The organism is Janthinobacterium sp. PSPC1-1, assembly GCF_049897625.1.
Taxonomy (GTDB): Bacteria; Pseudomonadota; Gammaproteobacteria; order Burkholderiales; family Burkholderiaceae_D; genus Janthinobacterium; species Janthinobacterium tructae.
This window is the reverse complement of record NZ_JAFCWP010000006.1, coordinates 261,929-284,656: the sequence shown is the minus strand read 5'-3', so window position 1 is coordinate 284,656 and position 22,728 is coordinate 261,929. Positions and strand designations below refer to the sequence as shown.

At 64.5% G+C, this 22,728-nt stretch carries 19 protein-coding genes and 2 pseudogenes; 10 read left to right on the top strand and 11 right to left on the bottom strand.

Annotated elements, in window-relative coordinates:
• Nucleotides 1–118: 118 nt before the first annotated feature.
• Nucleotides 119–859, top strand: coding sequence for an alpha/beta fold hydrolase (locus tag ACP7EG_RS20095; RefSeq protein WP_426089026.1), 741 nt, complete (start codon nucleotides 119–121; stop codon nucleotides 857–859).
• Here ACP7EG_RS20095 and ACP7EG_RS20090 read toward each other — a convergent pair.
• On the bottom strand, nucleotides 836–1,201 hold the full coding sequence (locus ACP7EG_RS20090) for a hypothetical protein (protein ID WP_426089025.1): 366 nt from the start codon (nucleotides 1,199–1,201) through the stop codon (nucleotides 836–838). The genes ACP7EG_RS20095 and ACP7EG_RS20090 overlap by 24 nt on opposite strands.
• A 166-nt stretch (nucleotides 1,202–1,367) precedes the next feature.
• Between ACP7EG_RS20090 and ACP7EG_RS20085 the strand changes: the two are divergent.
• The 4 genes and pseudogenes from ACP7EG_RS20085 to ACP7EG_RS20070 all read left to right on the top strand — a co-directional run.
• Nucleotides 1,368–2,462, top strand: a pseudogene (locus tag ACP7EG_RS20085) (alkene reductase); the annotation flags it as partial.
• A gap of 21 nt (nucleotides 2,463–2,483) precedes the next feature.
• A complete protein-coding gene (locus tag ACP7EG_RS20080) occupies nucleotides 2,484–3,029 on the top strand; it encodes an OsmC family protein (protein WP_426089123.1) in 546 nt (181 codons plus the stop codon).
• A gap of 66 nt (nucleotides 3,030–3,095) precedes the next feature.
• Nucleotides 3,096–3,428 (top strand): carboxymuconolactone decarboxylase family protein, encoded by a 333-nt coding sequence (locus ACP7EG_RS20075; RefSeq protein WP_121668995.1) that lies wholly within the window; start codon nucleotides 3,096–3,098, stop codon nucleotides 3,426–3,428.
• 60 nt (nucleotides 3,429–3,488) lie between these two features.
• Entirely contained in the window at nucleotides 3,489–4,190 is a 702-nt protein-coding gene (locus tag ACP7EG_RS20070) for a DsbA family oxidoreductase (RefSeq protein ID WP_426089024.1), read from the top strand.
• Here ACP7EG_RS20070 and ACP7EG_RS20065 read toward each other — a convergent pair.
• Entirely contained in the window at nucleotides 4,187–4,741 is a 555-nt protein-coding gene (locus ACP7EG_RS20065) for a TetR family transcriptional regulator (protein ID WP_426089122.1), read from the bottom strand. The genes ACP7EG_RS20070 and ACP7EG_RS20065 overlap by 4 nt on opposite strands.
• A 155-nt stretch (nucleotides 4,742–4,896) precedes the next feature.
• On the opposite strand from ACP7EG_RS20065, the gene ACP7EG_RS20060 reads away from it, so the two are divergent.
• Nucleotides 4,897–5,313 carry a hypothetical protein gene (locus ACP7EG_RS20060; RefSeq protein WP_426089023.1) on the top strand — a complete coding sequence of 139 codons (417 nt, stop codon included), beginning with the start codon at nucleotides 4,897–4,899 and terminating at the stop codon, nucleotides 5,311–5,313.
• A gap of 15 nt (nucleotides 5,314–5,328) precedes the next feature.
• Here ACP7EG_RS20060 and ACP7EG_RS20055 read toward each other — a convergent pair whose 3' ends face one another.
• The 3 genes from ACP7EG_RS20055 to ACP7EG_RS20045 form a co-directional block, all read right to left on the bottom strand.
• Entirely contained in the window at nucleotides 5,329–5,892 is a 564-nt protein-coding gene (locus ACP7EG_RS20055) for a TetR/AcrR family transcriptional regulator (protein WP_426089022.1), read from the bottom strand.
• A 222-nt stretch (nucleotides 5,893–6,114) separates the two neighbouring features.
• Entirely contained in the window at nucleotides 6,115–8,034 is a 1,920-nt protein-coding gene (gene htpG, locus ACP7EG_RS20050; RefSeq protein ID WP_426089021.1) for a molecular chaperone HtpG, read from the bottom strand.
• A 102-nt stretch (nucleotides 8,035–8,136) separates the two neighbouring features.
• Nucleotides 8,137–9,570 carry a PLP-dependent aminotransferase family protein gene (locus ACP7EG_RS20045; protein ID WP_426089020.1) on the bottom strand — a complete coding sequence of 478 codons (1,434 nt, stop codon included), beginning with the start codon at nucleotides 9,568–9,570 and terminating at the stop codon, nucleotides 8,137–8,139.
• A gap of 127 nt (nucleotides 9,571–9,697) precedes the next feature.
• Between ACP7EG_RS20045 and ACP7EG_RS20040 the strand changes: the two genes are divergently transcribed.
• The 3 genes from ACP7EG_RS20040 to ACP7EG_RS20030 all read left to right on the top strand — a co-directional run bounded on the left by ACP7EG_RS20040 (nucleotide 9,698) and on the right by ACP7EG_RS20030 (nucleotide 13,631).
• Nucleotides 9,698–10,615 (top strand): DMT family transporter, encoded by a 918-nt coding sequence (locus ACP7EG_RS20040; RefSeq protein WP_426089019.1) that lies wholly within the window; start codon nucleotides 9,698–9,700, stop codon nucleotides 10,613–10,615.
• 176 nt (nucleotides 10,616–10,791) lie between these two features.
• On the top strand, nucleotides 10,792–11,985 hold the full coding sequence (locus tag ACP7EG_RS20035) for a PLP-dependent aminotransferase family protein (RefSeq protein WP_426089018.1): 1,194 nt from the start codon (nucleotides 10,792–10,794) through the stop codon (nucleotides 11,983–11,985).
• 287 nt (nucleotides 11,986–12,272) lie between these two features.
• A complete protein-coding gene (locus ACP7EG_RS20030; protein ID WP_426089017.1) occupies nucleotides 12,273–13,631 on the top strand; it encodes a diguanylate cyclase domain-containing protein in 1,359 nt (452 codons plus the stop codon).
• A 208-nt stretch (nucleotides 13,632–13,839) separates the two neighbouring features.
• On the opposite strand, the pseudogene ACP7EG_RS20025 reads toward ACP7EG_RS20030, so the two are convergent.
• From ACP7EG_RS20025 to ACP7EG_RS20000, 6 genes and pseudogenes are all read right to left on the bottom strand, one after another.
• A pseudogene (locus tag ACP7EG_RS20025) lies at nucleotides 13,840–15,303 on the bottom strand (TonB-dependent receptor domain-containing protein).
• Between the two features lie 80 nt (nucleotides 15,304–15,383).
• A complete protein-coding gene (locus ACP7EG_RS20020; RefSeq protein WP_426089016.1) occupies nucleotides 15,384–16,106 on the bottom strand; it encodes a TonB-dependent receptor plug domain-containing protein in 723 nt (240 codons plus the stop codon).
• 244 nt (nucleotides 16,107–16,350) lie between these two features.
• A complete protein-coding gene (locus ACP7EG_RS20015) occupies nucleotides 16,351–17,928 on the bottom strand; it encodes an FGGY-family carbohydrate kinase (RefSeq protein ID WP_426089015.1) in 1,578 nt (525 codons plus the stop codon).
• Between the two features lie 3 nt (nucleotides 17,929–17,931).
• Nucleotides 17,932–18,159, bottom strand: coding sequence for a hypothetical protein (locus tag ACP7EG_RS20010; protein ID WP_071078277.1), 228 nt, complete (start codon nucleotides 18,157–18,159; stop codon nucleotides 17,932–17,934).
• 135 nt (nucleotides 18,160–18,294) lie between these two features.
• Entirely contained in the window at nucleotides 18,295–19,863 is a 1,569-nt protein-coding gene (locus ACP7EG_RS20005; protein ID WP_426089014.1) for a glycerol-3-phosphate dehydrogenase/oxidase, read from the bottom strand.
• Nucleotides 19,860–21,470, bottom strand: coding sequence for an FAD-binding oxidoreductase (locus ACP7EG_RS20000; RefSeq protein ID WP_426089013.1), 1,611 nt, complete (start codon nucleotides 21,468–21,470; stop codon nucleotides 19,860–19,862). The genes ACP7EG_RS20005 and ACP7EG_RS20000 overlap by 4 nt, the downstream gene beginning before the upstream one ends.
• Before the next feature lie 127 nt (nucleotides 21,471–21,597).
• Between ACP7EG_RS20000 and ACP7EG_RS19995 the strand changes: the two genes are divergently transcribed.
• Nucleotides 21,598–22,680, top strand: coding sequence for an AraC family transcriptional regulator ligand-binding domain-containing protein (locus ACP7EG_RS19995; RefSeq protein ID WP_426089012.1), 1,083 nt, complete (start codon nucleotides 21,598–21,600; stop codon nucleotides 22,678–22,680).
• The last annotated feature ends 48 nt before the right edge of the window (nucleotides 22,681–22,728 follow it).

The window sequence follows — 22,728 nt, the reverse complement described above, 5'->3', positions numbered from 1 at the left end:
GATTTGACCGCGATTACGGCCACGCATGGCGCGCCGGCGATTCTAGCATGGCGCCAGCCCCCATGCCCTGCGGCTGGCGGACGGCATGTGCGCCGAGGCCGCTGTTATGATGGCCGCAATGACGACACCAACCCACGCCCCGACCCTGCTTGTCCTCCTGCCCGGCATGGATGGCACGGCCCGGCTATTCCAGCGTTTTGACGCCGCCTTGCGCGCGCAGACCGCCATCGAGACCCAGACCATCGCCTATCCGGCCGCACCACTCGACTATGCGGCACTGGAAGCGTTCGTGCGCGAGCGCCTGCCGCGCGACCGCCCTTTCGTGCTGCTGGCCGAATCGTTTTCGGGGCCGCTGGGGGCCGCCCTGCGCGCCGATCCGCCGCCGGGCATGCGCGCGCTGATCCTGTGCTGTTCATTCGTGCGCAATCCGCGCCCGCTGCTGACACCGCTGCGCCACCTGCTGGACTTGATCCCCTTTGGCACCCTGCCCGGCTTCGCCCTGCGCCAGGCGCTGCTGACGCCCTACGCCACGCCGCCACTGCAGGCGGAACTGGCAGCAGCGCTGGCGCAAGTGCCGCCCAGCGTGCTGCGCCAGCGCCTGCGCGCCGTGCTGGAGATACCGAAAAAAGACGCCTCGCGCAGCTTCGCGCGCGGCAGCCTGCCCGTGCTGTATCTGCGCGCCCGCCACGACCGCCTGGTGCCGCCGGCAAACGCCCAGCAGATACTGCGGCAGGCAGCGGGCACGCAGCTGGTCGATATCGACGCGCCGCACATGCTGCTGCAGGCGGCGCCGGCAGCGGCCGCCCATGCGGTCGCCGCCTTTCTCACGGGCCTGTCAGCCGCGCAGGAATTGGATTAAGCGCGCGCTGGCCAGCACGGCCAGCCAGCTCAAACCGCCCGACAGCACGCTGAAGTAAATGGCCCGCAGCGGATGCTGGGGCAGCAGATACGCAAGCACCGCCGCGCCCAGCAAGCCGCACAGCAGCGGTTTCACCCTGCCGGGCGGCAGCAGCGCCAGCAGCAGATTCGTGCCCGCATACACGTAAAACACCAGCAGCAGGGCCAGGCCACCGGCCACGCCGCGCGAGCCGAGGCTGCCGAACAGCTGCGTGTACAGGAAAAAACCCAGCCAGCTCAACACAATAAACAGCAGGCAGCCCAGCGCATGCGCGCCCAGGCCCGCCATCAGGCGCTTCTTCATTGCCATCATCCGTATCATCCCGTGCAAAGCCGCATCATAGCGATTTTGTTGGCGCTACGATCGATTGACATGCCTACCTACTAGATGGTAGACTTATTTCGAGCCCGGCATTTCACCCGGCAATCCTTCCGCGCCACGGCGCATTCGTCCCTTTGCGAGGCATCACATGCATCAACTGTTCACCCCCTATGACCTGTCGGGCACTTCCCTGGCCAACCGCGTCGTCATGGCGCCGATGACGCGCACGCGCACCCTCGAAAACAATCCCGATGTGCTCACCGCACTGTATTACGCCCAACGCGCCTCGGCCGGCCTGATCGTCACCGAGGGCTTGCCCGTCTCCGATGAAGGCCGTGGCTATCTGTACACGCCAGGCATCTACAGCACCACCCAGGGCCAGGGCTGGCGCCAGGTCACCGATGCCGTGCATGCCAAGGGCGGCAAGATCTTTGCCCAGCTGTGGCACGTGGGCCGCATGTCGCATGTGTCTATCCAGCCGGGCAACGTGGCGCCCGTCGGCCCCAGCACCGTGGCGGCGGAAAACACCACCGTCTACGCCTGGATCGAACCGGGCAAGGCCGGACCTGTGCTGCCCAGCGTGCCGCGCGCGCTGACCGTCGATGAAATCGCGCGCGTGACCGCCGACTTCGTGCATGCGGCAAAAGTGGCTATCGAAGCCGGCTTTGACGGGATCGAGGTCATGGCGGCCAACGGCTTCCTGTTCGACCAGTTCCTCAGCAGCGCCGTCAATACGCGCACCGACCAGTACGGCGGCAGCATCGCCAACCGCCAGCGCTTTTTGCTCGATACCATAGACGCCTTGTCGGCCGCCATCGGCAGCGGCAAAGTCGGCGTGCGCATTTCGCCGTTCGGCCGCCTGTACGACATGCGCGCCTATGCCGATGAAGCGCAGGTGTGGAGCAGCGTGGCCCAGGCGCTCAATACCCGGAAACTGGCCTATGTGCACCTGAACTACCAGCCGACCATCACGGCGGCGCAAGTGCCGCCCGGCTTTGGCGCGCAGTTCCGCCAGGACTACCGTGGCACCCTGATCGGCGCGGGCGGCTTCACGCAGGAACTGGCGCACAGCGAGCTGGAAAAGGGCGACCTCGATCTGATCGCCTTCGGCATGCCGTTCATCTCCAACCCGGATCTGGTGCAGCGCATGCAAAACAACTGGCCGCTGGCCGACAGCGACCGCTCGACCTACTACGGCGCCAGCGGTCCCCTGTCCCAGGGCTATACCGACTATCCGGCCTATGGCGCGGCGGCCGGTGCCAACATGCTCAATGGAATTGACGTAGCAGGCCTGCAACAATTTGCGCAAGGCGTAGCAGAGCATCCCGACAAAGGCGAGGCGCGCTTCAATGTCAAGACACGGTGGGAACACCAGACGCGCAGCGTGGCCACCGTCAGTCACTATGTCCTCGGTGGTGAAATGCATGCGCGCCATTTCGAGATCGCCTCGGACGAACCGCATGAATTGCTTGGCCAAAACACGGCGCCCAATCCGCAAGAGTTGCTGATGGCCGCCCTCAACGCCTGCCTGTCGGTCGGTTACGCCGCCAATGCGGCAGCCATGGGCATCACCGTGCACAGCCTGGAGATCGAGACGGACGGCAAGCTGGACCTGCGCGGCTTCCTCGGCCTGGACGACAGCGTCAACCCCGGCTACGACGAAGTCAGCTACGTGGTGCGGCTGCGCACGGATGCCTCGCGCGAGCGCGTCGAGGCACTGCACCAGGCCGTGACCAAGACCTCGGTCAACCTGGCCAATTTCTCGAAGGCCATCCGTATGCTGCCCACCCTGGAAATTATCGAGGCCTGATTCCCCTCCCGGGAATCGTCGCCCCCCAACCCGCGCGCAAGCGCTTACATAGATAGCGAGGAAATCATGGAAGACTGGAAACAAGCTCGGCAAGACATCAACACACGTGCGATGCAACTCAATGCACTGACGCCCGACACCATGAAAGGCATCGCCGCACTGGGCGGCGCCGGCGACAAGACGAACCATCTCGATGCGAAGACGCGGGAACTGATCTCGCTGGCCGTGGCCGTCACCACGCGCTGCGATGGCTGCATCGCCTTCCACGCTGCCGCCGCCAAGAAACTCGGCGTGACCGTGGAAGAAATTGCTGAAGCGCTCGGCGTGGCGATCAACCTCAATGCGGGCGCCGCTGTGGTGTACAGCACCCACGTACTGGACGCTTTCGACAAGGCTTGATAAGCCACGTCAGCCGGCCTGGCATGTACGCGTGCCAGGCCGGCCATTCAAGGAAAAACCATGAACAGCAACACAAAAACGCTCGTCGTCGATATCTGGTCCGATTTTGTCTGCCCCTGGTGCTGGATTGCCAAGCGCCGCTTCGACAGGGCCCTTGCCGCTTTCGAACACAAGGACGCAGTGCAAGTCAACTTGCGCGCTTACCGCCTTGCGCCGAACTATAAAGCCGAACCGATCAAGACAGCCTTGCTGAAAAAATTTCGTGATCCGCTGGCCGCCGAGGGCATGATGTATTCGGTGCAGTCGCATGGAGCGGCCGAAGGCCTGGCCTACCACTTCGACACCATGCTGTTTGGCGACACCATGGACGCGCACATGCTCGTCAAGGCAGCCGGCGACGCGGCATCGCAGCAGCGCCTGGCCGAAGTACTGTATGAGCAGAGTATTTCGCACGGCAAGTCGCTGTTCGACCGCGATTCCCTCGCCCTGCTCGCGGCCCAGGCGGGCGTGCCTGCCGAGGTGGTGCAGCGCGCGTGGTCGACACCGCAATTGCGCCAGCAGGTGCAAGACGATGAGTACCAGGCCTCGCACATCGCTTCCGGCGTGCCGCTGTTCGTTTTCGGCAATGGAGCGCACATTTCTGGCGCCCAGCCGCCAGAAGTTTTCAGGCAAGCGCTGGAGAATCTCCATGCGCAATCGCGGCAGGAGCTGGCCGCATCGGCCGGGGAGGTCTGTGGTCTGGACGGCTGCATCCTCCCTTAAGCGCTGGCGGGGGCTCCCCTGGCAGGTCCCGCCGTGTCCAGATAGCCATGGGCCGCGCGTTCCAGGCGCCGCGCAAGCGACGCCATATCCGTTTCTCCCCGCAGCGCTGCGGCGTCGATGATGCCGCGGCATAGCGCAATCACGTCGGCGGCGGCCATATCAGGATCGGCGACACCATGACGCGCCAGCAGCCCCGCGAGCTGGCCCGATAGCGCCTGCCGCAAGGCCTCGTCCTCATGCTGCAAGGATGGCGACGACGGCGCCGATTCCAGCGCGAGGGCAAGCGCGGGCCGCCTGAACTGGTACGCCAGACCGGCCATGACACATCGTTCTATCGCGAACGGCAATTCCCCCTCCAGCGCCATGGCTTGCCCCACGTCGTACAGCAGCATCGCGCGTTCGCGGCGTACCAGTTCGGCCAGCAGCGCCTCTTTCGACGGGAAGTACTGGTACAAAGAGCCGATGCTGACGCCGGACAGCTCGGCAACATGATTCGTCGTCAACGTGGCCCAACCCCGAACCTCAATAATGCGAGCAGCCGCCTCCACCATCGCCGCGACGGTGGCAGCCGATCTGGCCTGGGACGGCCGCTTGCGGGGCTCCGCATGCGCTGCAGTTTTTGCCATGAATGCGAGTAGCGAAAGTGGATGGACAATCTTATTCTAAACGTTCCGCAAACAACTGTCCTTGCCGATACGAGAGAACCATGAACACCTATACATTCCTGCTGATACTGCACATCGTCGCCGCCATGGCCTTCATCGGCCCGATGATGCTGACGCCGCGCCTGCTCAAGCTGATACGCAAGCCCGCCGGCCGCGACACCTTGCATAAGCTCCATCAGCAGATCGCCGTCGCGGGCTGGGTACTGCTTGCCGGCGGGCTGATCCTGCTATACCAGCAACAATGGGACTGGCTGCAAATGGGCTGGATGCGGCTGTCCCTCGCGCTTTTTATCGGCGCGCAAGCCATCGATCATTTCTGGGCGGACAAGGTGGAAGAGAAAATGGAACAGGGATACGCGCAAGCGGACGCCAGACTGGAAACCTGGCTGTGCATCAAGCTGGCCGTGTTTTTGACCATCTGCGCGCTCATGATCGCCAAACCCGCTCTGTTTTCCTGAGCGGGCCTGCCAGCGCTATGCCAGATTGTCGAGCATGTAATGAAACGCCGCCAGCGGATCGGTCGATGGCCCCAGGGCCCAGCCGATAAAGCTGGCGCCCTCCAAGGCGCTGAGCAGCATGAAGGCGTAATCCTTCGGTAGTTTCCGCAAGCTCCAGCCATGTACCTGCGCCGCCTGCACGAGGTTGTTTTCCATCCAGTCCAGCTGCTGCGCCATCAGCTGCCGGCCCAAGGCCTGCAGCGATTCGGGCAGCGCCGCCATTTCGGCCGCAAGCGCGCCGCACAGCGGCAGCAAATGATCGTTGGCGCTGGCCAGAAACAGCCCGCCGAATTCGCGCAGACGCTCGACCGGATCGGCATGCGCCGCATCGATGGCTTGCAGCTTCTCGGTAAACATTTCGATATATTGTGTGATCAAGGCCACGCCGAGATTTTCCTTGGTGGGGAAATGATGGTGGATACTGGCCTTGCGTATGCCTATCTCTTCCGACAAATCGGCATAACTGAAAGCGGCGTAGCCTTTCGAACGCAAGTGGATCTCTGCGCTCTTCAAAAGGGCATCCCGGGTACTCACTGACATGACAGGCTCCTGCGCCAACGGCCATGCCGGCCATCGACGGATTAAATTCAACAAGAGGCAATTATGCCTCAAGTACCTGCAGTCAGGGCTCGATGCACGCGCATGCGGCGCTAACAGCAGCCATGAAAAAAGCCGGCCCTTTCACGAGGAAAGGGCCGGCCTTGACGCATTAGCCACAGTGTCGGATTACGCTTGCGCTAATCCGACCTACACGCATCTGAATTACTTCGCCGTATTGAGCAGCAACTCGTTGAGGCGTTTGACAAAACTGGCCGGGTCGGCCAGCGAGCCGCCTTCAGCCAGCATGGCCTGGTCGAACAGGATGTTGGCCCAGTCGCCGAACTTGCCGCCTTGCGCATCTTCGTATTTCAGGCGCGTCACCAGCGGGTGGTTCGGATTGATTTCCAGAATCGGCTTCGATTCCGGCGCGCTCTGGCCAGCCGCTTTGAGCATGCGCAGCAGGTTGCCCGACAATTCATTTTCATCGGCCACCAGGCAGGCTGGCGAATCGGTCAGGCGGAACGTCACGCGCACGTCCTTGGCCTTGTCGGCCAGCACGGCCTTCATCTTGCCCACCAGGTCGGCGTACGAGGTTTCCGTTTCTTCGTGCTCTTTCTTTTCCGCCTCGTCTTCCAGCGCGCCCAGGTCCAGGCCGCCCTTGGCGACGGAAACCAGTTCCTTGCCTTCGAAGTCCTGGATAAACGACAGCATCCATTCATCGACACGGTCCGTCAGCAGCAGCACTTCGACGCCCTTCTTGCGGAAGATTTCCAGGTGCGGGCTGTTCTTGGCGGCAGCGTAATTGTCGGCCGTGACGTAATAGATCTTGTCCTGGCCTTCCTTCATGCGCGCCACGTAATCGGCGAACGAGGTGATTTGCGCGTCGCTGTCGTTGGCGGTCGAGGCAAAGCGCAGCAGCTTGGCCAGGCGTTCCTTGTTGCCCGCATCTTCGCCGATGCCTTCTTTCAGCACCTGGCCGAATTCCTTCCAGAAGACGGCGTACTTGTCCTTCTTGTCCTGCTCGTCCGCATTCGCCAGTTCTTCCAGCATGCCCAGCACGCGCTTGGTCGAGCCTTCGCGAATCACCTTGACGTCACGCGATTCCTGCAGGATTTCACGCGACACGTTCAGCGGCAGGTCGGCCGAGTCGATCACCCCGCGCACGAAGCGCAAATAGGTCGGCATCAGCTGCTCGGCATCGTCCATGATGAAGACGCGCTTGACGTACAGCTTGATGCCGCCGCGCTTGTTGCGGTCCCACATGTCGAACGGCGCCTTGGCCGGGATGTACAGCAGCTGCGTGTATTCGCTGCGCCCTTCCACGCGGTTGTGCGTGTGCGTGAGCGGCGACTGGAAGTCGTGCGACACGTGCTTGTAGAATTCGTCGTACTGTTCCGGCGTGATGTCGGCCTTGTTGCGGGCCCACAGGGCGCTGGCCTGGTTGACGGTTTCGAATTCGTCTTTCAGGACGGTTTCTTTTTTCTCTTCGTCCCACTCTTCCTTCTGCATCACGATCGGCAGCGAGATATGGTCCGAGTACTTGCGGATGATGGACTTGATCTTCCAGCTCGACAGCAATTCGTCCTCGCCTTCGCGCAGGTGCAGGATGATGTCCGTGCCACGGCCCGTTTTCTCGATGGTTTCGATGCTGTAATCGCCTTCGCCAGCCGATTCCCAGCGCACGCCCTCGGACGCGTCCGCGCCGGCGCGGCGCGTTTCGACGGTGATCTTGTCGGCGACGATGAAGCCTGAATAGAAGCCCACGCCGAACTGGCCGATCAGGGCCGCGTCCTGCTGCTGGTCACCCGACAGCTTGCCGAAGAATTCCTTGGTGCCCGACTTGGCGATGGTGCCCAGGTGCGAGATCGCCTCGTCACGGGTCATGCCGATGCCATTGTCGGAAATGGTGATGGTACGCGCATCCTTGTCGAAGCTGACCTTGATCTTCAATTCGTGATCGTTGCCGTACAGGGCGTCGTTATCGATCGCTTCGAAACGCAATTTGTCGGCCGCGTCGGACGCGTTCGAGATCAATTCGCGCAGGAAGATTTCCTTGTTCGAGTACAGGGAATGGATCATCAGATGCAGCATTTGCTTCACTTCGGTCTGAAAACCCAGGGTTTGCTTTTCGGAGACAGCCATTTTTACCTCATAGTCTTGTGGATGGGACGGATGCTACGGAGTTGGGGATTATATAAGCGATTTCAAGGCCCCCTGTTTCACGCTGTGCCTTCACGCGGTGCCTTATCCCAGTGCGCGGCCCAAAAAATCCCAGACGCGCGGGTCCTGCACCGTGGCCAGATTCAGGCGCATGCGGGTCGACGGCAGCTGGCGCGGCGAAAACAAGCTGCCCGGCGCCAGCACCAGCCCCTCGGCCAGCGCCTTTTCAGCCAGCAGATTCGTGTCGCAACCCGCGTCCACCCACACGAACATGCCGGCCGGCGCAGGATCGAAGCGCAAACCCGCCTGCTCGACCTTGCGGTAAGTACCCTCGCGCACCTTATCCAGCCGCGTGCGCAGGCGCTCCGCATGCTTGCGATACAGGCCCTGCGAGAGGATTTTATACACCACGCGCTCGCCGATGTCGCTGGTGGTCAAGGTGGCCAGCATCTTGCGGTCGGCCAGGCGCTGCGCCCGCTCCGGCGATGTGGCGATGAAGCCCACGCGCAGGTTCGCCGCCAGACTCTTGGAAAAGCCGCCCAGGTAAATCACGCGGCGCAGCTGGTCCAGCGCGGCCAGGCGCGTGGCCGGCTGCACCTCGCCGCCGGGATGCATGTCGCAATAGATATCGTCTTCGACGACGAGGAAATCGTGCTGTTCGGCCAGGCGCAACACCTGGAACGCCTTGGCCGCCGACAGCGAGGTCGAACTGGGGTTGTGCAGCACCGAGTTGATCACGTACAGCTTGGGACGGTGCAAGGCCGCCAGCTCGGCCAGCACGGCGATATCTGGGCCATCTTTCAAGCGCGGGATGCCGATGACGTGCATGCCCATGGCGGCAAAGGCGCCAAACATCAGCCAGTAGGCGGGATCGTCGACGAAAATGGTCTCGCCGGGCCGGGCAAACTCGCGCGCCACCAGGTCCAGCGCCTGCATCACGCCCACCGTGGTGACGATCTGCTCGGGCGGACAGGCGATTTCCAGCCCCGCCAGTTTCAGCTGCAACTGCTGGCGCAGCGGCAGGAAACCCTGCGGCGCGCCATAGCCCAGCAGCAAACTGCCGGGCTGGCGGCTGACGTCGCGCAGCGCGCGCGCCACCAGGTCGCCATCGAGCCACTCGGCGGGCAGCATGCCGGAGCCTGGCGCGGGGATGACCGGCGTCTGGCGGAACATGTTACGGATCAGCCAAACCACGTCCATCGGCTGCGCCGCCGCGTCCTGCGCGCCAGCGGGCGGCGCCGGCGCGTTCAGCGGCGAGCGCTCGCGCACGAAAAAGCCGGCGCCGCGCCGCGATTCGAGGTAGCCGCGCGCCACCAGCTTGTCGTAGCTGGCCACCACCGTGGCGCACGACACGCTCAGGCTGGCGGCGCACTGGCGGATCGAGGGCATGCGCGCGCCGCCGCGCAGCAGCTTGTCGTCGATGCGCACCGCCAGCGAGCGCACGATCTGGTCGATCAATGTTTCGCCCGAGGCGCGCGACAGCAAGGGTAGGGACGGAGAGGCGAGTGTATTGCTCATATGACCATTACAGTATGTGAAATTATGCGTGGAAGTGTATTTGTACTGTACTGCTATTCACGCCTAGGATAGCAGTATGGATCACACAAATCCATGCCTTCCCCTTATCGCACGCACCAGGAAACCCATGTCTTCACTCACGAGCACCGCCGCCTCTCCCCCCCATCCGCCCCGCTTCAGCGATGACCGCAAGGGGTTGCTGCTGGGCCTGATCGCCGTCGCCCTCTTCAGCCTGACCCTGCCTTTTACGCGCATGGCCGTGGCCGAACTCGATCCCACCTTTGTCGCCCTGGGCCGCGCCTTGGTGGCCGCCTGCCTGGCCAGCCTGTGGCTGTGGCAGCAGCGGGCGCCGTTGCCACGGCGCGAACAATGGCTGCCGCTGGCGCTCGTCTCGCTGGGCTGCGTGCTGGGCTTCCCCTGGCTGACGTCGATCGCCATGCGCAGCCTGCCCGCTTCGCACGGTGCCGTGCTGGTCGGCATTTTGCCGCTGGCCACGGCCGTGTTTGCCGTGCTGCGCGGCAAGGAGCGCCCTTCCCCGGGATTCTGGCTGATGGCCCTGCTCGGCACGGCGCTGGTGGTGGCGTTCGCCCTGCGCCAGGGCGGCGGCAGCTTCCACCTGGCCGACTGGCTGATGTTCGCCGCCGTGCTGCTGGGCGCCCTCGGTTATGCGGAAGGGGGACGCCTGGCGCAAACCATGCCAGGCCAGCATGTGATTTCCTGGGCGCTGCTGCTGGCCGTGCCTTTTGTCTTGCCCGTGGTGCTGTGGAACGCCTGGCCGCAGCGCGCGCTGATGGCGCAGGCCAGCGGCGCGGCCTGGCTGGGCTTTGCCTATATCTCCGTGTTTTCCATGTTTATCGGCTTCTTTTTCTGGTACCGGGGCATGGCGCTGGGCGGCGTGGCGCGCGTGGGACAGACGCAGTTGCTGCAGCCTTTCCTCACCTTGATGGGCGCGGCCGTGCTGCTGCACGAGCCCCTGACGGGAGAAAGCCTGCTGTTTGCCGGCGCCGTGATCGCCGTTGTGGCCATCGGACGCAAGCTGAAGTAAGGCTCCCTGACGCCCATTTGCAACGTCCTTGCGCGTGCGGATGGGCAGAGCGGCGTGCAAGCCGTACAATACCGCAGCACCATGGCGACGCCTATCCGGCGCCGCTTGCGCACGCACCGCCACAAGCGGGCCAACAAATCCAGCCGGCGCAGCTCGGCATCTTCTGTGAGACTCGTATGAAAATTGAAAATCCGAATCCGATCCAATGGCGCTTTGCCGAACGCGCGGAACAGCTGCAAAGCTCGTTCATCCGCGAAATCCTGAAGATCACGCAGCGTCCCGAGATCATCTCGTTTGCCGGCGGCCTGCCCTCGCCCGCCACCTTCCCCGTGGAAGAAATGAAGACCGCCTTCGACAAGGTCCTGTCGAACAATGGCAAGGTGGCCCTGCAATACGGCCCTACCGACGGCTACCTGCCGCTGCGCCAGTGGATCGCCGACTCGCTCTCCAGCAATGGCAGCACTATCCTGCCCGAGCAAGTGCTGATGACGTCCGGCTCGCAGCAGGCGCTGGACTTGCTGGGCAAGGTCCTGATCGACGAAGGCAGCAAGGTATTGGTGGAGACCCCCAGCTACCTGGGCGCACTGCAGGCGTTTTCCGTCTACCGTCCCGAATTCGTTTCCGTCGACACCGATGACGAAGGCCTGGTGCCGTCGTCGATCGACCCCGTCGCCGATGGCGCGCGCCTGTTGTACGCGCTGCCGAACTTCCAGAACCCGACGGGCCGCAGCCTGTCCGTGGCGCGCCGCGTGGAACTGGTGGAAACCTGCGCCCGCCACGGCCTGCCGCTGATCGAGGATGATCCGTACGGCGCCCTGAGCTACAGCGGCGAGCCGTATCCGAAGATGATCAACATGAATCCGGATGGCGTCATCTACATGGGTTCGTTCTCGAAAGTGCTCACGCCCGGCATCCGCCTCGGCTACGTGGTGGCCCCGCCGCCACTGGTGCGCCGCCTGGAACTGGCCAAGCAGGCGGCCGACCTGCACACGTCGCAGCTGACGCAGATGGTGGTGCATGAAGTGATCAAGGATGGCTTCCTGGAGCGGCATATCCCCAGCATCCGCAGCCTGTACGGCAACCAGTGCCAGGCCATGCTGTCGGCGCTGGAAGAGCACTTCCCGGCCGGCGTCACCTGGACGAAACCGGAAGGCGGCATGTTCATCTGGGTCACCTTGCCGAAGCACATCGACGCCATGAAACTGCTCGATGAAGCCATCGCCAACAAGGTCGCCTTCGTGCCGGGCGCGCCGTTCTATGCGAACACGCCGGAAACGCATACCTTGCGCCTGTCGTTCGTCACGGTGCCGCCGGAACGCATCCGCGAGGGCATCGCCATCCTGGGTAAACTGATCGCCGCAAAAATGTAATTGCGCTCTTCACGCCCCGCCTGCGCGGGGCGTGTCATTGCTGCCCCAGCGCCAACGGGCACGCCTCTCTCCGCCTAAAAACCGCCTTCGCGACAGCAACCGCGTATATTTATTCTTAAAATAGTATAAGAATAATATTTTCTCATCTCCCGCAGCATCGATTTTTCCACCCAAGAAATTGGCAAAGCGGTATGATTTGACCGCTGTATCCGCTTTGAACCCGGTCAGCATCACGGAAAATGCAGCAAACGCTGGCAGCGCAGAGTACATCGAGAAGGCCGGAAGCAATGAGTCCAGGCAGTGTGGAGCATTCCCAGCGGCGCGATGCCGCCATTTTGATTGTCGACGATGCGCCGGCCAACCTTGAGCTGCTGCGCAAGCTGATGAGCGAACAGGGTTATCAAACCTATGTCGCCACGTCCGGTGAGCGGGCGCTGGCGATCGCCCAGCGCGCCCATCCCGACCTGATCCTGCTCGACGTGCTGATGCCGGACATGGATGGCATCGAAACCTGCCGCCGCCTCAAGCAGCATCCGCTGACGCAGGGCATTCCCGTCATCTTCATGAGCGCCAGGACGGAGACGGAAGACGTGGTGGCCGGTTTCGACTGCGGCGCCGTCGACTACATCAGCAAACCGCTGCGCATGGCCGAAGTGTGCGCACGCGTGCGCGCCCAGCTGCACATCCGCAGCAACAATGAGAACCAGCAGGAACAGGCCGAGCGCCTGCGCACCATCGTCAACAACATGGCCGAAGGCTTGCTGATCATCGAGGCGGACGGGCGCATCCAGTACACCAATCCCGCCTGCGACCAGTATTTGGGCTACCGCGAAAACGAACTGGCCGGAGGCTCGATCGCTGAACTGCTCAGCCCGCTGGTGACGCAGGAGTACCTCGATTACTTCGCCATGTACGCGGCCAATCCGGAGACGGCGCACAACCACGGCACGCGCGAAGTGGTAGTGCGCCACCGCAACGGCGCGGCGCTGAGCATGGACCTGACCCTGACGCCCATGTATCTGCGCCAGCCCCTGTATATCGGCCTGCTGCACGACATCACGCACCACAAGCGCTCGGAAGACGCGCTGCAGCGCGCCGCCTACCTCGACCCGCTGACGAAAATCGCCAACCGCCGGCATTTCGACAGCTTTCTGGAGAAAGAGTGGCAGCGCGCCGTGCGCGGCGGCGGCGCCCTGTCGCTGGTGGTGCTCGACGTCGACCACTTCAAGCTGTACAACGACAGCCTGGGCCATCCGGCCGGCGACAGCTGCCTGCAGCAGGTGGCGCAAGCCATCGCCTCGCACGCCGCCCGCCCGGGAGACCTGGCAGCCCGCTACGGCGGTGAGGAATTCGTCATGCTGTGCTCCGACACGGATGCCGACGGCGCCCTGCATCTGGCCGAAACCATCCGCATGCACGTCGAAGCACTGCAACTGCCACACCCGCGCTCCGCCACCTCGCCGTGGATCACCGTCAGCATCGGCGTGGCGACCATCATCCCGCACCAGCTGGACGACCGCGAAGCGCTGTTCGTCGCCGCCGACCGCGCCCTGTACGTGGCCAAGGAAGGGGGCCGCAACCAGGTGCGCGTCACGCACTCGGGCAGCACGGCCTGGAAAACGGTCAAGGCATTGGTGCTACGTTGACGTTTGAAGTTGGAAGTTCAACGGAACATGCAACGGACCGGGAGTAGGCCCACGCCCCAAAAAAAGGCACCCCGGGCCAAGCGAGCCTGAAAAATGTCGAGGGCAAGGCGCAGCGACGCAGACAGTACGCCAGTACGGCAAGGAGCTGCAACGCCGCCATCGGCATTTTCTCAGGCCCGCGTCTCCGGCCCGCCATTCTTAAAATTAATCAAAACTTACGTGACACGCTCAACTTTGCATTCCGTCCCACGCCGGTAACGGCTTCGCTCAAGTAGGGCATGTAATTGCGATTGAAAACATTATCGACCGTCAACCGCACTTCCGTGCCGCGCCACACGCCCTGTTTGCCATTCCACGACGCGAACAAGGTATGCAACGCATAGCCTTTCGACGGCGGCAGGCGGTACACGCTGCCCACCGGCAGCACGCGCTCCTGCTTCGCCACGAAGCGGCCCTGCCAGCCGATGCTGGCGCCAAGGTCGGGCAAGCGCCAGCCCAGGCCCGCCATCAGTTTGTCCGGCGCAATCGTCGATACGGGTTCATCCTGGCCCCACGGGTCGCGCTGGGAACCGGTGCGCGTGCCGCGCTGCTTCGACAACGAAGCGCTGGCAAACAGGCGCGGCGAGTTGTAGTAGGATTCGACCTCCACGCCCTGCGTGTGGAAACCGGCCAGGTTGCGGTAGTCGGACAGCGCCGGCGGCACCTTGCCCGATCCCGGCTCGTAGCCTTCGATCAGCACGCCCAGGCGCGGGCCGATATTGTCGCTGACGCGATTACGGTAGACCGTCAGGCGCAGCTGCGCGTCGTCGCGCTGCATGAACACGTTCTAGCGGTGCAGCATGACGCCCGCGCGTACGGCCGTCACGCGCTCGACGGCCAAGTTGCGGCTGGTGCCCGGCGTCGATGAACCGAGGCGCGGCGACACATAATATTCATTCGAATACATCTCGTCGATGGTCGGCGCGCGCCAGGTCCGGCTCAAGTCGCCGAACAGCGCCACGCTGCTCGATGCCTTCCAGAACAGGCCCAGGCGGGGCGACCAGTCTGCATGTACTTTCTCGCTAAAATCGTGGCCGGCGGCCGGCAGCGGGCTGTTGTAGCGCGATGCCTTGTTCGGCACGCCCTCGGAAACGACTCTGTCGTGACGCAGTGCCGCCGTCAGCGTCAGGTCGCCATACGTCATCGCATCCTGCAGGTACAGGCCCGTGGTTTCCTGGCGTCCGGCCGGCATGTAGTAGGGCTGGAAGTAGCCGTAGTTATAGCTGGGGTCCTTCAGTGCCGTCGACGACGGGTAGTACATCAGGGTATCGCGCACGTTCTTGTGCCACTGCAGGCCCGTTTGCAGCACGTGCGACACGGCGCCCGTCGCAAACACGCTCTCATTGCGCACCTCAAAAATGCGGTCCACGTACGACGCCCAGCTCTCGTTGCCCAGCGAACCCAGGTAGGAGCCCAGCGAAGCCGATGGCAGCCGCTTGTCATGCTGGTCCGTGTGCGAATAGCCGGCGCTGGCCGTCAGCTTGATCCACGGATTGTCTTGCGGCGCATACTGCCACTTCACGGAGTACGTGTCGTCGTCCTGGTCGCGGTACACGGCCTTGCGCTGCCACGCTTCTTCCAGCCCGTACTTCCTGATCTCCGCCTCGGTCGGCGTGGGCACGTCTTCGCCCATGGCGGCGAACGGGCCCCAGCCCGTGCTGCCGCTCTTCATCGCCGTCAGGGTCAAGAGCTGCTCCGGCGTCAGGCGGATATTCAGCTTGGCCAGGCTCGATGGCGCGTCGATGGCGGAAAAGCGGAATGGCTTGCCATCGGGTTTGCGCAAATCGTCGGACTTGCGCTGCGTGGTAAAGGCCATCGCATCGAAGCGGCCATCTGCGCTGCGGCCATACACGGCCACGGTGGCGTCGTTTTCGCCATTGTTCGACGCGAGTACCTCAGCATGGCGCCCACTTTCTCGCCGCCTTCCAGCAAGTCTTGCGCATCCTTGGTCTCGACCGTGATGACGCCGCCGAAACCGCCATTGCCGTACAAGCTCGTATGCGCGCCCTTGTTCACCTCGATCTGCTTGATCAGTTCCGGCTCGATGAAGATGGAGCCCTGGCGGTATTTTTCAAAGCCCTTGGGCACGCCATCGAGGATGACTTTCACATCCTGTACTTTATTAAAACCCCAGATATTGAGGCTCTGGCCGCTGGGACGGGCCGTGCCGGCCAGGTCCACGCCTGGCAGGGTGTCGAGCAAGGACGCGACATTGTCGGCCTGCTGGCGCTCGATGTCGGCGCTGTTGATGTACGAGCGCCCGGCCGTGCCGGCGCTGATGGCGTCGCCAAACACGCTGATGGCGGGCATCTGCACGACATCAGCCTTGTCAGCCTTCTCGGCCATCGCTGCCGCCCCCGCAGGGCCGTGCGCGGCGCCCAATGCCAGCGCCAGCGCGGCGGCCAGCGGGATCAATCGTTGTTTGCGGCTCTTCATCGCTATCCTTGCCGGGGTTTGCTACTTCATGCTTGTGGAATGAAAAAACGCTGAGCAGAGGATAGGCTGTGCACGATCAAGCGGCGGCGTTGACGGAAGCGTTGCGGCGGAACCCTGCCCGCGCGGACACGCCGCCGGCGCATGGCCGGCGGCGCACTGCAGTCACCGGGATAAGTTGCCTTGGTGAAATGCGGAACACATCATATATCGGATGCGAATGATTCGCAATACGATTTAATGAGTTTTATTCCGGATAGCCTGTGATGTCGGCGATCTCGCGGTACAGGGGCTGCAGCCGCGCATACATTTTCTGGTACACGCGCCGGTACAGCTGCTCGTAGATTTTGCGGTGCTCGGGATGCGGATGGAATACCTTGCCCTTGCGCGTCATGGCTTGCACGGCGGCGGGAAAATCCGCATGCCAGCCCAGGCCCACGCTAGCGGCGATGGCCGCGCCCAGGCCCGAACTCTCATACACGTGGGCGCGCGCGGCGGGCAAGCCGAAGATGTCGGCCGTCAGCTGCATGGCCGCGTCGCTTTGCGAGCCGCCGCCCGCGATGCGCAGCTCCGTAATCGCCATGCCGCTGCGCCGCTCGATGCGCTCCTTGCCTTCGCGCAGTGCATACGCGAGGCCTTCGAGGATGGCGCGGTACATATGCGCGCGCGTGTGCACGTCGCCAAAGCCGATCATGGCGCCCTTCGCTTCCGGACCAGGCACCTTGATGCCGGGACTCCAGTACGGCTGCAGCATCAAGCCCATGGAGCCGGGCGGCACGGCCTCGACCAGGCGGTCGAACAGCGCTTCGGCAGACAGGCCCGTGCCATCTTCGGCGGCCGCCGCCCGTTCGCGGTCGCCGAACTGCTCCTTGAACCAGTTGACCATCCAGTAGCCGCGAAAAATCTGCACTTCCGTGCTGTAGGCGCCCGGCATGGCGGCCGGATACGGCGGAATGAAGCGCGTCACTTCCACGTACTTGCGGTTGGTCGTGTTGATGGTGGCCGTGGTGCCGTAGCTGAGGCACGCCACGTGCGGCTCAACGCAGCCCGCGCCCAGCACCTCACACGCCTTGTCGGCGGCGGCCGCCAGCAAGGGCGTGCCCTCAAGAATGCCCGTCGCCGCCGCCGCCGCGGCCGTGATGACGCCCATGCGCGTGCCCGGCGTCACCAGTTCCGGCAGCATGGAACGCTCGATCGCCAGCGCCTGCCACTTCCAGTCGAAGCGCCCGGCCCAGGCGTGGCGCTTGTAGTCGAACGGGATGTAGGCCACTTGCGAGCCCGTCGAATCAACGTAGCGTCCGCAGAGGCGGTGATTCAAAAAACCCGACAGCAGCAGGAATTTATGCGTGCGGCGCCAGATATCGGGCTGGTGCGCGCTGATCCAGTTGATTTCGGCCTCGCGGCGGAAGTAGGCGATCGTGCCATCGAGGCGCATGGCGCGGAAGGCGGCGCGCCACCACGGCGCCAGTTGCGGAATGTCGCGCGTGCTGCGCTGGTCCAGCCAGGTGATGGCGGGGCGCAGGGGGACGCCATGTTCATCCACATTGACCACCGTGCCGCGCTGCGTGGTCACGGCCACGCCGGCCACCGAGGACTTGGCTATGTCTGTGCTGCGCCACAGCTGCTGGCATGCTTCGCACACGGCTTGCCAGTAGCCGTCGGCGTCATGCTCGGCCCAGCCGGGGTGCTCGGAGTAATACGCTTCGAGAAACACTTGCGCCTTGGCCGCCAGGTTGCCATCGCTGTCAAACAGCAGCGCGCGCACGCTTTGCGTGCCATTGTCGATGGAGAGGATATACGGGCCATTGCCCGCTACGCTGGCCATCGCTTATGCCACGCTGGCCAGCGCAGCGCGCAGCGCGGCCAGCAGCGCCTGCGGATCTTTTTCCGGCTGCGCGCTGAAGACGGGCGCTTCCCAGTCCTGCCCGCGCACGGCCACCACGCGCAAGCGTCCCTGTTCATTCCAGGCCGGATACCAGCCCACGTCGACGATGTCGCCATTCGCGCACGTAATTTGCAGCAGGTCTTCGCCAAGGTCGTCGACGAGAACCTCCACGCTCTGGCGCAGGTCCAGCGGCGACAGGCTGTCATAGGTGATACGGGCGTCGCCCAGCGCCAGGGGCTGGCCAAACAGGGTGGTGTCGATGATGCTCTCCTCTTTTATATTTTTATCGTTGTTTTTATCGTTGTTTCATTCGCCTTGCGGCACGCTGTAATGGCTGCGCCACAGGGCCAGGTAGCGTGCTTGCTCGTCGTCCCAGCGCGCATCGTCCCAGCCCAGTTCATGCTGACAGATGGCGCGCAGGCGCGGCATGATAGCAAGCGCGCCGCCGGCCAGCTGCAAACCGAGGCGCGTGCGCCGCAGCAGCAGGTCGTCCAGGTGCCGCACGTCCTCGTTGCGCGCGCCCCAGCGCAGCTGCACCCACAGGGTCTGCGTGCCGGGAATCGGCGCCAGTTCGCCCTCCTGCGCCGCATCGCACAGGGCCTGCGCGGCCGCGCCATGACGGCCCAGCAGGCGCGCGCGCTGTTCGCCGTCGAGCAGCAAGGCCTTGCCCGACAGGGGCGGTGTTGCGTCAAAGATCGGCAAGGGGCGCAGATCCGCCTGCCAGCCCGGCAACAGCGGCGCGGCCCGGCGCAGCGCGTCGAGGGCGATCACGCGGAACGTCGTCAGCTTGCCGCCCGCCACCGTCAACAAGCCATTTTCCAGCCATAGCGCATGTTCGCGCGCTTCCTTCGACGGGTCAAGCTGGCCGCTGTCGATGACGGGGCGCACGCCGGCAAACGTGGCCAGCACATCGTCTTCGCCCAGCGCCAGCTGCGGAAACTGCCAGCGCAGCGCCGTCATCAGATAATCGAGTTCGCCGCGCGTGATGGCAGGCTCCAGGTCCAGGCTGGCGCCGTGGTCGACATCGGTGGTGCCCACCAGAGTCACGCCCTCCCACGGATACGCAAACACGGGACGGCCATCCTGCGGATGCATCAGGCTGACGGCTTGCGCCAGCGGCAGGCGCCAGGCAGGCAGCAACAGATGGCTGCCGCGCAGGGGCCGCAGTTTCGGCGGCTCTCCCATCTGGCCGCGCAAGCCGTCGGCCCAGGCGCCCGTGGCGCTGATCACCAGGCGCGCGCGCACGGCAGGCGCCGTGTCATCCACCGCATCCTTGAGCATGGCGCCCACGACCTTGCCATCTTCACGGATCAGCGATGCCACGCCCAGGTAATTGACGGCCACACCGCCATGCCGGCGCGCTTCCTGCAGCACGCGCAGCACCAGGCGCGCATCGTCCGTCTTGGCGTCCTGGTACAGCATGCCGCCGCGCAGCCCTTCGCGCTGGACGTGCGGCGCCAGCATGGCAAAGTCCGCCGCGTCGACATAGCGGCGCGCGCGCCGGCCCGCCATCACGTCATAGATGGCCAGGCCCAGCATGAACTGGCGCCGCCCCGGCTTCCTGCCGACGTAGTCGCCAAAGGCAAAGCCCTGCGGCTCGACCAGCCCCGCCGCATCCGCCAGCAAGGCTTGCCGCTCATGCACCGATTCGCGCGTCAGCGCGAACTGGCCCTGCTTGAGGTAGCGCAAGCCGCCGTGCACCAGCTTCGAGGAGCGGCTCGACGTGCCCCAGGCGAAATCGCGCTGCTCCACCAGCAGCGCCTTCAAGCCGCGCCGCGCTGCTTCCAGCAAGATGCCGGCGCCCGTGATGCCGCCGCCGACGATCAAGATATCCCACTCGCGCGCCAGGACGCCAGGCAGATCCGCCCTGTTCACGATGGGTCTCCGACGTCAGGCAGCAGTTTGCCGGGGTTCATCATGCCCTGCGGGTCGACCTGGCGGAACAGTGCGCGCATGGCCGCGATGCCCAGCTCGCCCTTTTCGGCGACCAGCCACGGCGCGTGGTCCGTGCCCACGCCATGCTGGTGGCTGATGGTGCCGCCGTTGGCCACGATGGCGGCGCAGGCCGCGTCTTTCAAGGTACGCCAGCGCGCCATGTTGTCTTCATACGTGGGCGCCAGCCGGTACACATACGTGGTGTAGACGCTGGCGCCCTGCGCATACACGTGCGACAGATGCGTGTAGGCGTGCACCTGCTCGCCGTGCGCGGCCAGCGCATTGGTGCCCGCCTGCTCCAGCGCCGCCATCATGGGCGTGACGCGGGGCCAGTCGACGGCCGTTTCCACCGTGTCGATGACATAGCCGTGTTCCCAGGCGCCGTTACGCAGGTAGACGTTGCGAAAGCGCCCCTGCTTCCACTTGTCGCCCATGTGGCGTCCCACGTGCACGCCCTTGTGCCGCCGCGCCAGCGCCAGGGCGCCGCGCAGGGCCGCGCGTGCCGGTTTAACGTCTCCGCTGACGCCCAGCATCAGCATGCACTTGCCTTGCGCGCAGCCGCGCAGGGACAGGTAGCGCTCCAGCAGTCCCACCAGTTTCTTGTGACCGGCCAGGGTCAGCATGGTTTGCGTTTCCAGCGCGTTCGACAGGCGCAGCATGCACAGGGGCAGGCGTGACTGGGCCAGCGCCCGCACGGCCACCTGTGCCTGGCCCCAATCAGCGAAAAACACGGCGTGGAACGCTTCGTAGGGCGGCAACGGCGAGATGCGCACCGTGGCCTGCGTCAGGATGCCCAGCCGCCCCTCGGAACCGAGCACCATTTCGCGCAGGTCGATGCCGGCCGCCGAAGCGGGAAACGTGGGAATCGTCAGGGTGCCGGACGGCGTTTCCACCTCGCCGCCCGCGAACAGCTGCTCGATGCGGCCATAGCGCAGCGATTGCTGGCCCGACGAGCGCGTGGCGATCCAGCCGCCCAGGGTGGAGTATTCGAACGATTGCGGATAATGGCCCAGGGTATAGCCGTGTGTGCGCAGTTGCGCTTCCAGGTCGGGGCCGTAGACGCCCGCGCCAAACGTGGCCAGCTGCGCTTCTCGGTCCAGGTGGCCCAGCGCGCACAGACGCACGAGGCTCAGCGCCAGCACGGGGCGCGACCCCGCCGCCACCGTCAGGTGCCCGGCCACGCTGGTGCCGCCACCGTGCGGTATCACGGCCACGCAGGCCTGGCGCGCGTAGTCGAGCAGCTGGCGCACCTGCAGCGCGCTGTCGGGAAACGCCACCCCATCGGGAACAACACCGATGCGGCCGTGGCGCAATTTGAACCAGTCGGGCAGGCTTTGACCGAGCGCATGGCGCACGCGCGTGGCAGGCAGGGTATCGATCAGCGGATGCGGCGCCAGGCGCGAAGCGGGCACTTGCGCGCAGGCCTCGTCCAATGTGGCATCGAGCATGCCGCTGCCCGGCCCCAGGCGCTCGCCCAGGAATGCCAGCGCCTCCGCGCTCAGCGCGTATGTGACGCTCTCGTCCCCCCAGCCATTCCAGCGTTGCATCGACATCCCCTCTTATTGGTCCAGTTGCGCGCCACGGCGGCTTGCTATACTGTCCTTGCCTTATCAACAGCATATGCCGCCACAGGCCAAGGGTATTGGTTTTTCATGACAATCGCATTGTTCCATCATGACAAGTACTGACGGCCGTGTCGCCGGCGCCTATCTGCAGCCGCTGCTCGAAGCGGCCGGCGCGCACGGCATCGCAGCAGCCACCCTGGCGCAAGCGGCCGGCGTGCCGCCGCACAGCCTGGCAGCGTCAGCGGCCAGCCTGGCCGCGCGCGACTACGTGCGCCTGCTTGATGCGGCAGCAAAGCTGGCGGGCGACGCGCATTTCGGCCTGCACGTGGGCCAGCGCGTACGCATGGGCACGTACAGCGCCTACGGCTTGATTTTGCTCAGTTGCAAGAATGTGGGCCAGGCGCTGGAACAGACGGCCCGCTACGAACGGCTGGCGCATGACCTGGGCCGCTCGACGCTGCAGCGCGACGGCGCCATCGCGCATTACCGCTGGGCCAGCAATTTCCCGGGCGCCAGCCGGCACCTGGTCGACAGCGTCTTTGCCGGTGTCAAAGTGTGCGGCGACTGGCTGGCGGGCATGCCGCTGCCGCCGGCCCGGCTGGCGTTTACCCATGATGGCGGCGGCGACCTGCTGCGCCACGCCACGCACCGCGACGAATACGTGCGCGTGCTGGGCAGCCTGCCCGCCTTTGGCGCCAGCAGCAACACGGCCACCTTCGACGCGCAATTGCTGGACTGGCCCGTGCCAAACGCGGACGTCAGCCTGTATCCGGTGCTGTGCCAGCATGCGGAACAACTGCTGGCGCAGCGCCAGGCCGCAGCGGGGAACGGCGCCGGTATCGAGGCGCACGTGCACGCCGCCATCGTGGCAGGCTTGCGCCAGGGTTCGGCGCGGCTGGCCACCATTGCCGCCACCTTGGCCGTCACGCCGCGCACCCTGCAGCGCAAGCTGGCCGACGCGGGCACCAATTTCCAGGCCCTGCTGGATCAGGCCCGCTACCGCCTGGCGCGCGATTATTTGCGCGAGCCGGATCTGTCGCTGGTCGACATCGCCTTCCTGCTCGGTTACCAGGAACAAAGCGCGTTCAACCACGCGTTCCGCGTCTGGGCGGGCACCAATCCCGGCGCCTGGCGCCTGCAGCAATTACAGGAGAAGCAAGCCAGTTTGCAGGCGTGCGCGGGTCATGCCTGACGCGTTTTCTGGCTATACTGGCATAGTCTGACTTCCCACGATCACTCC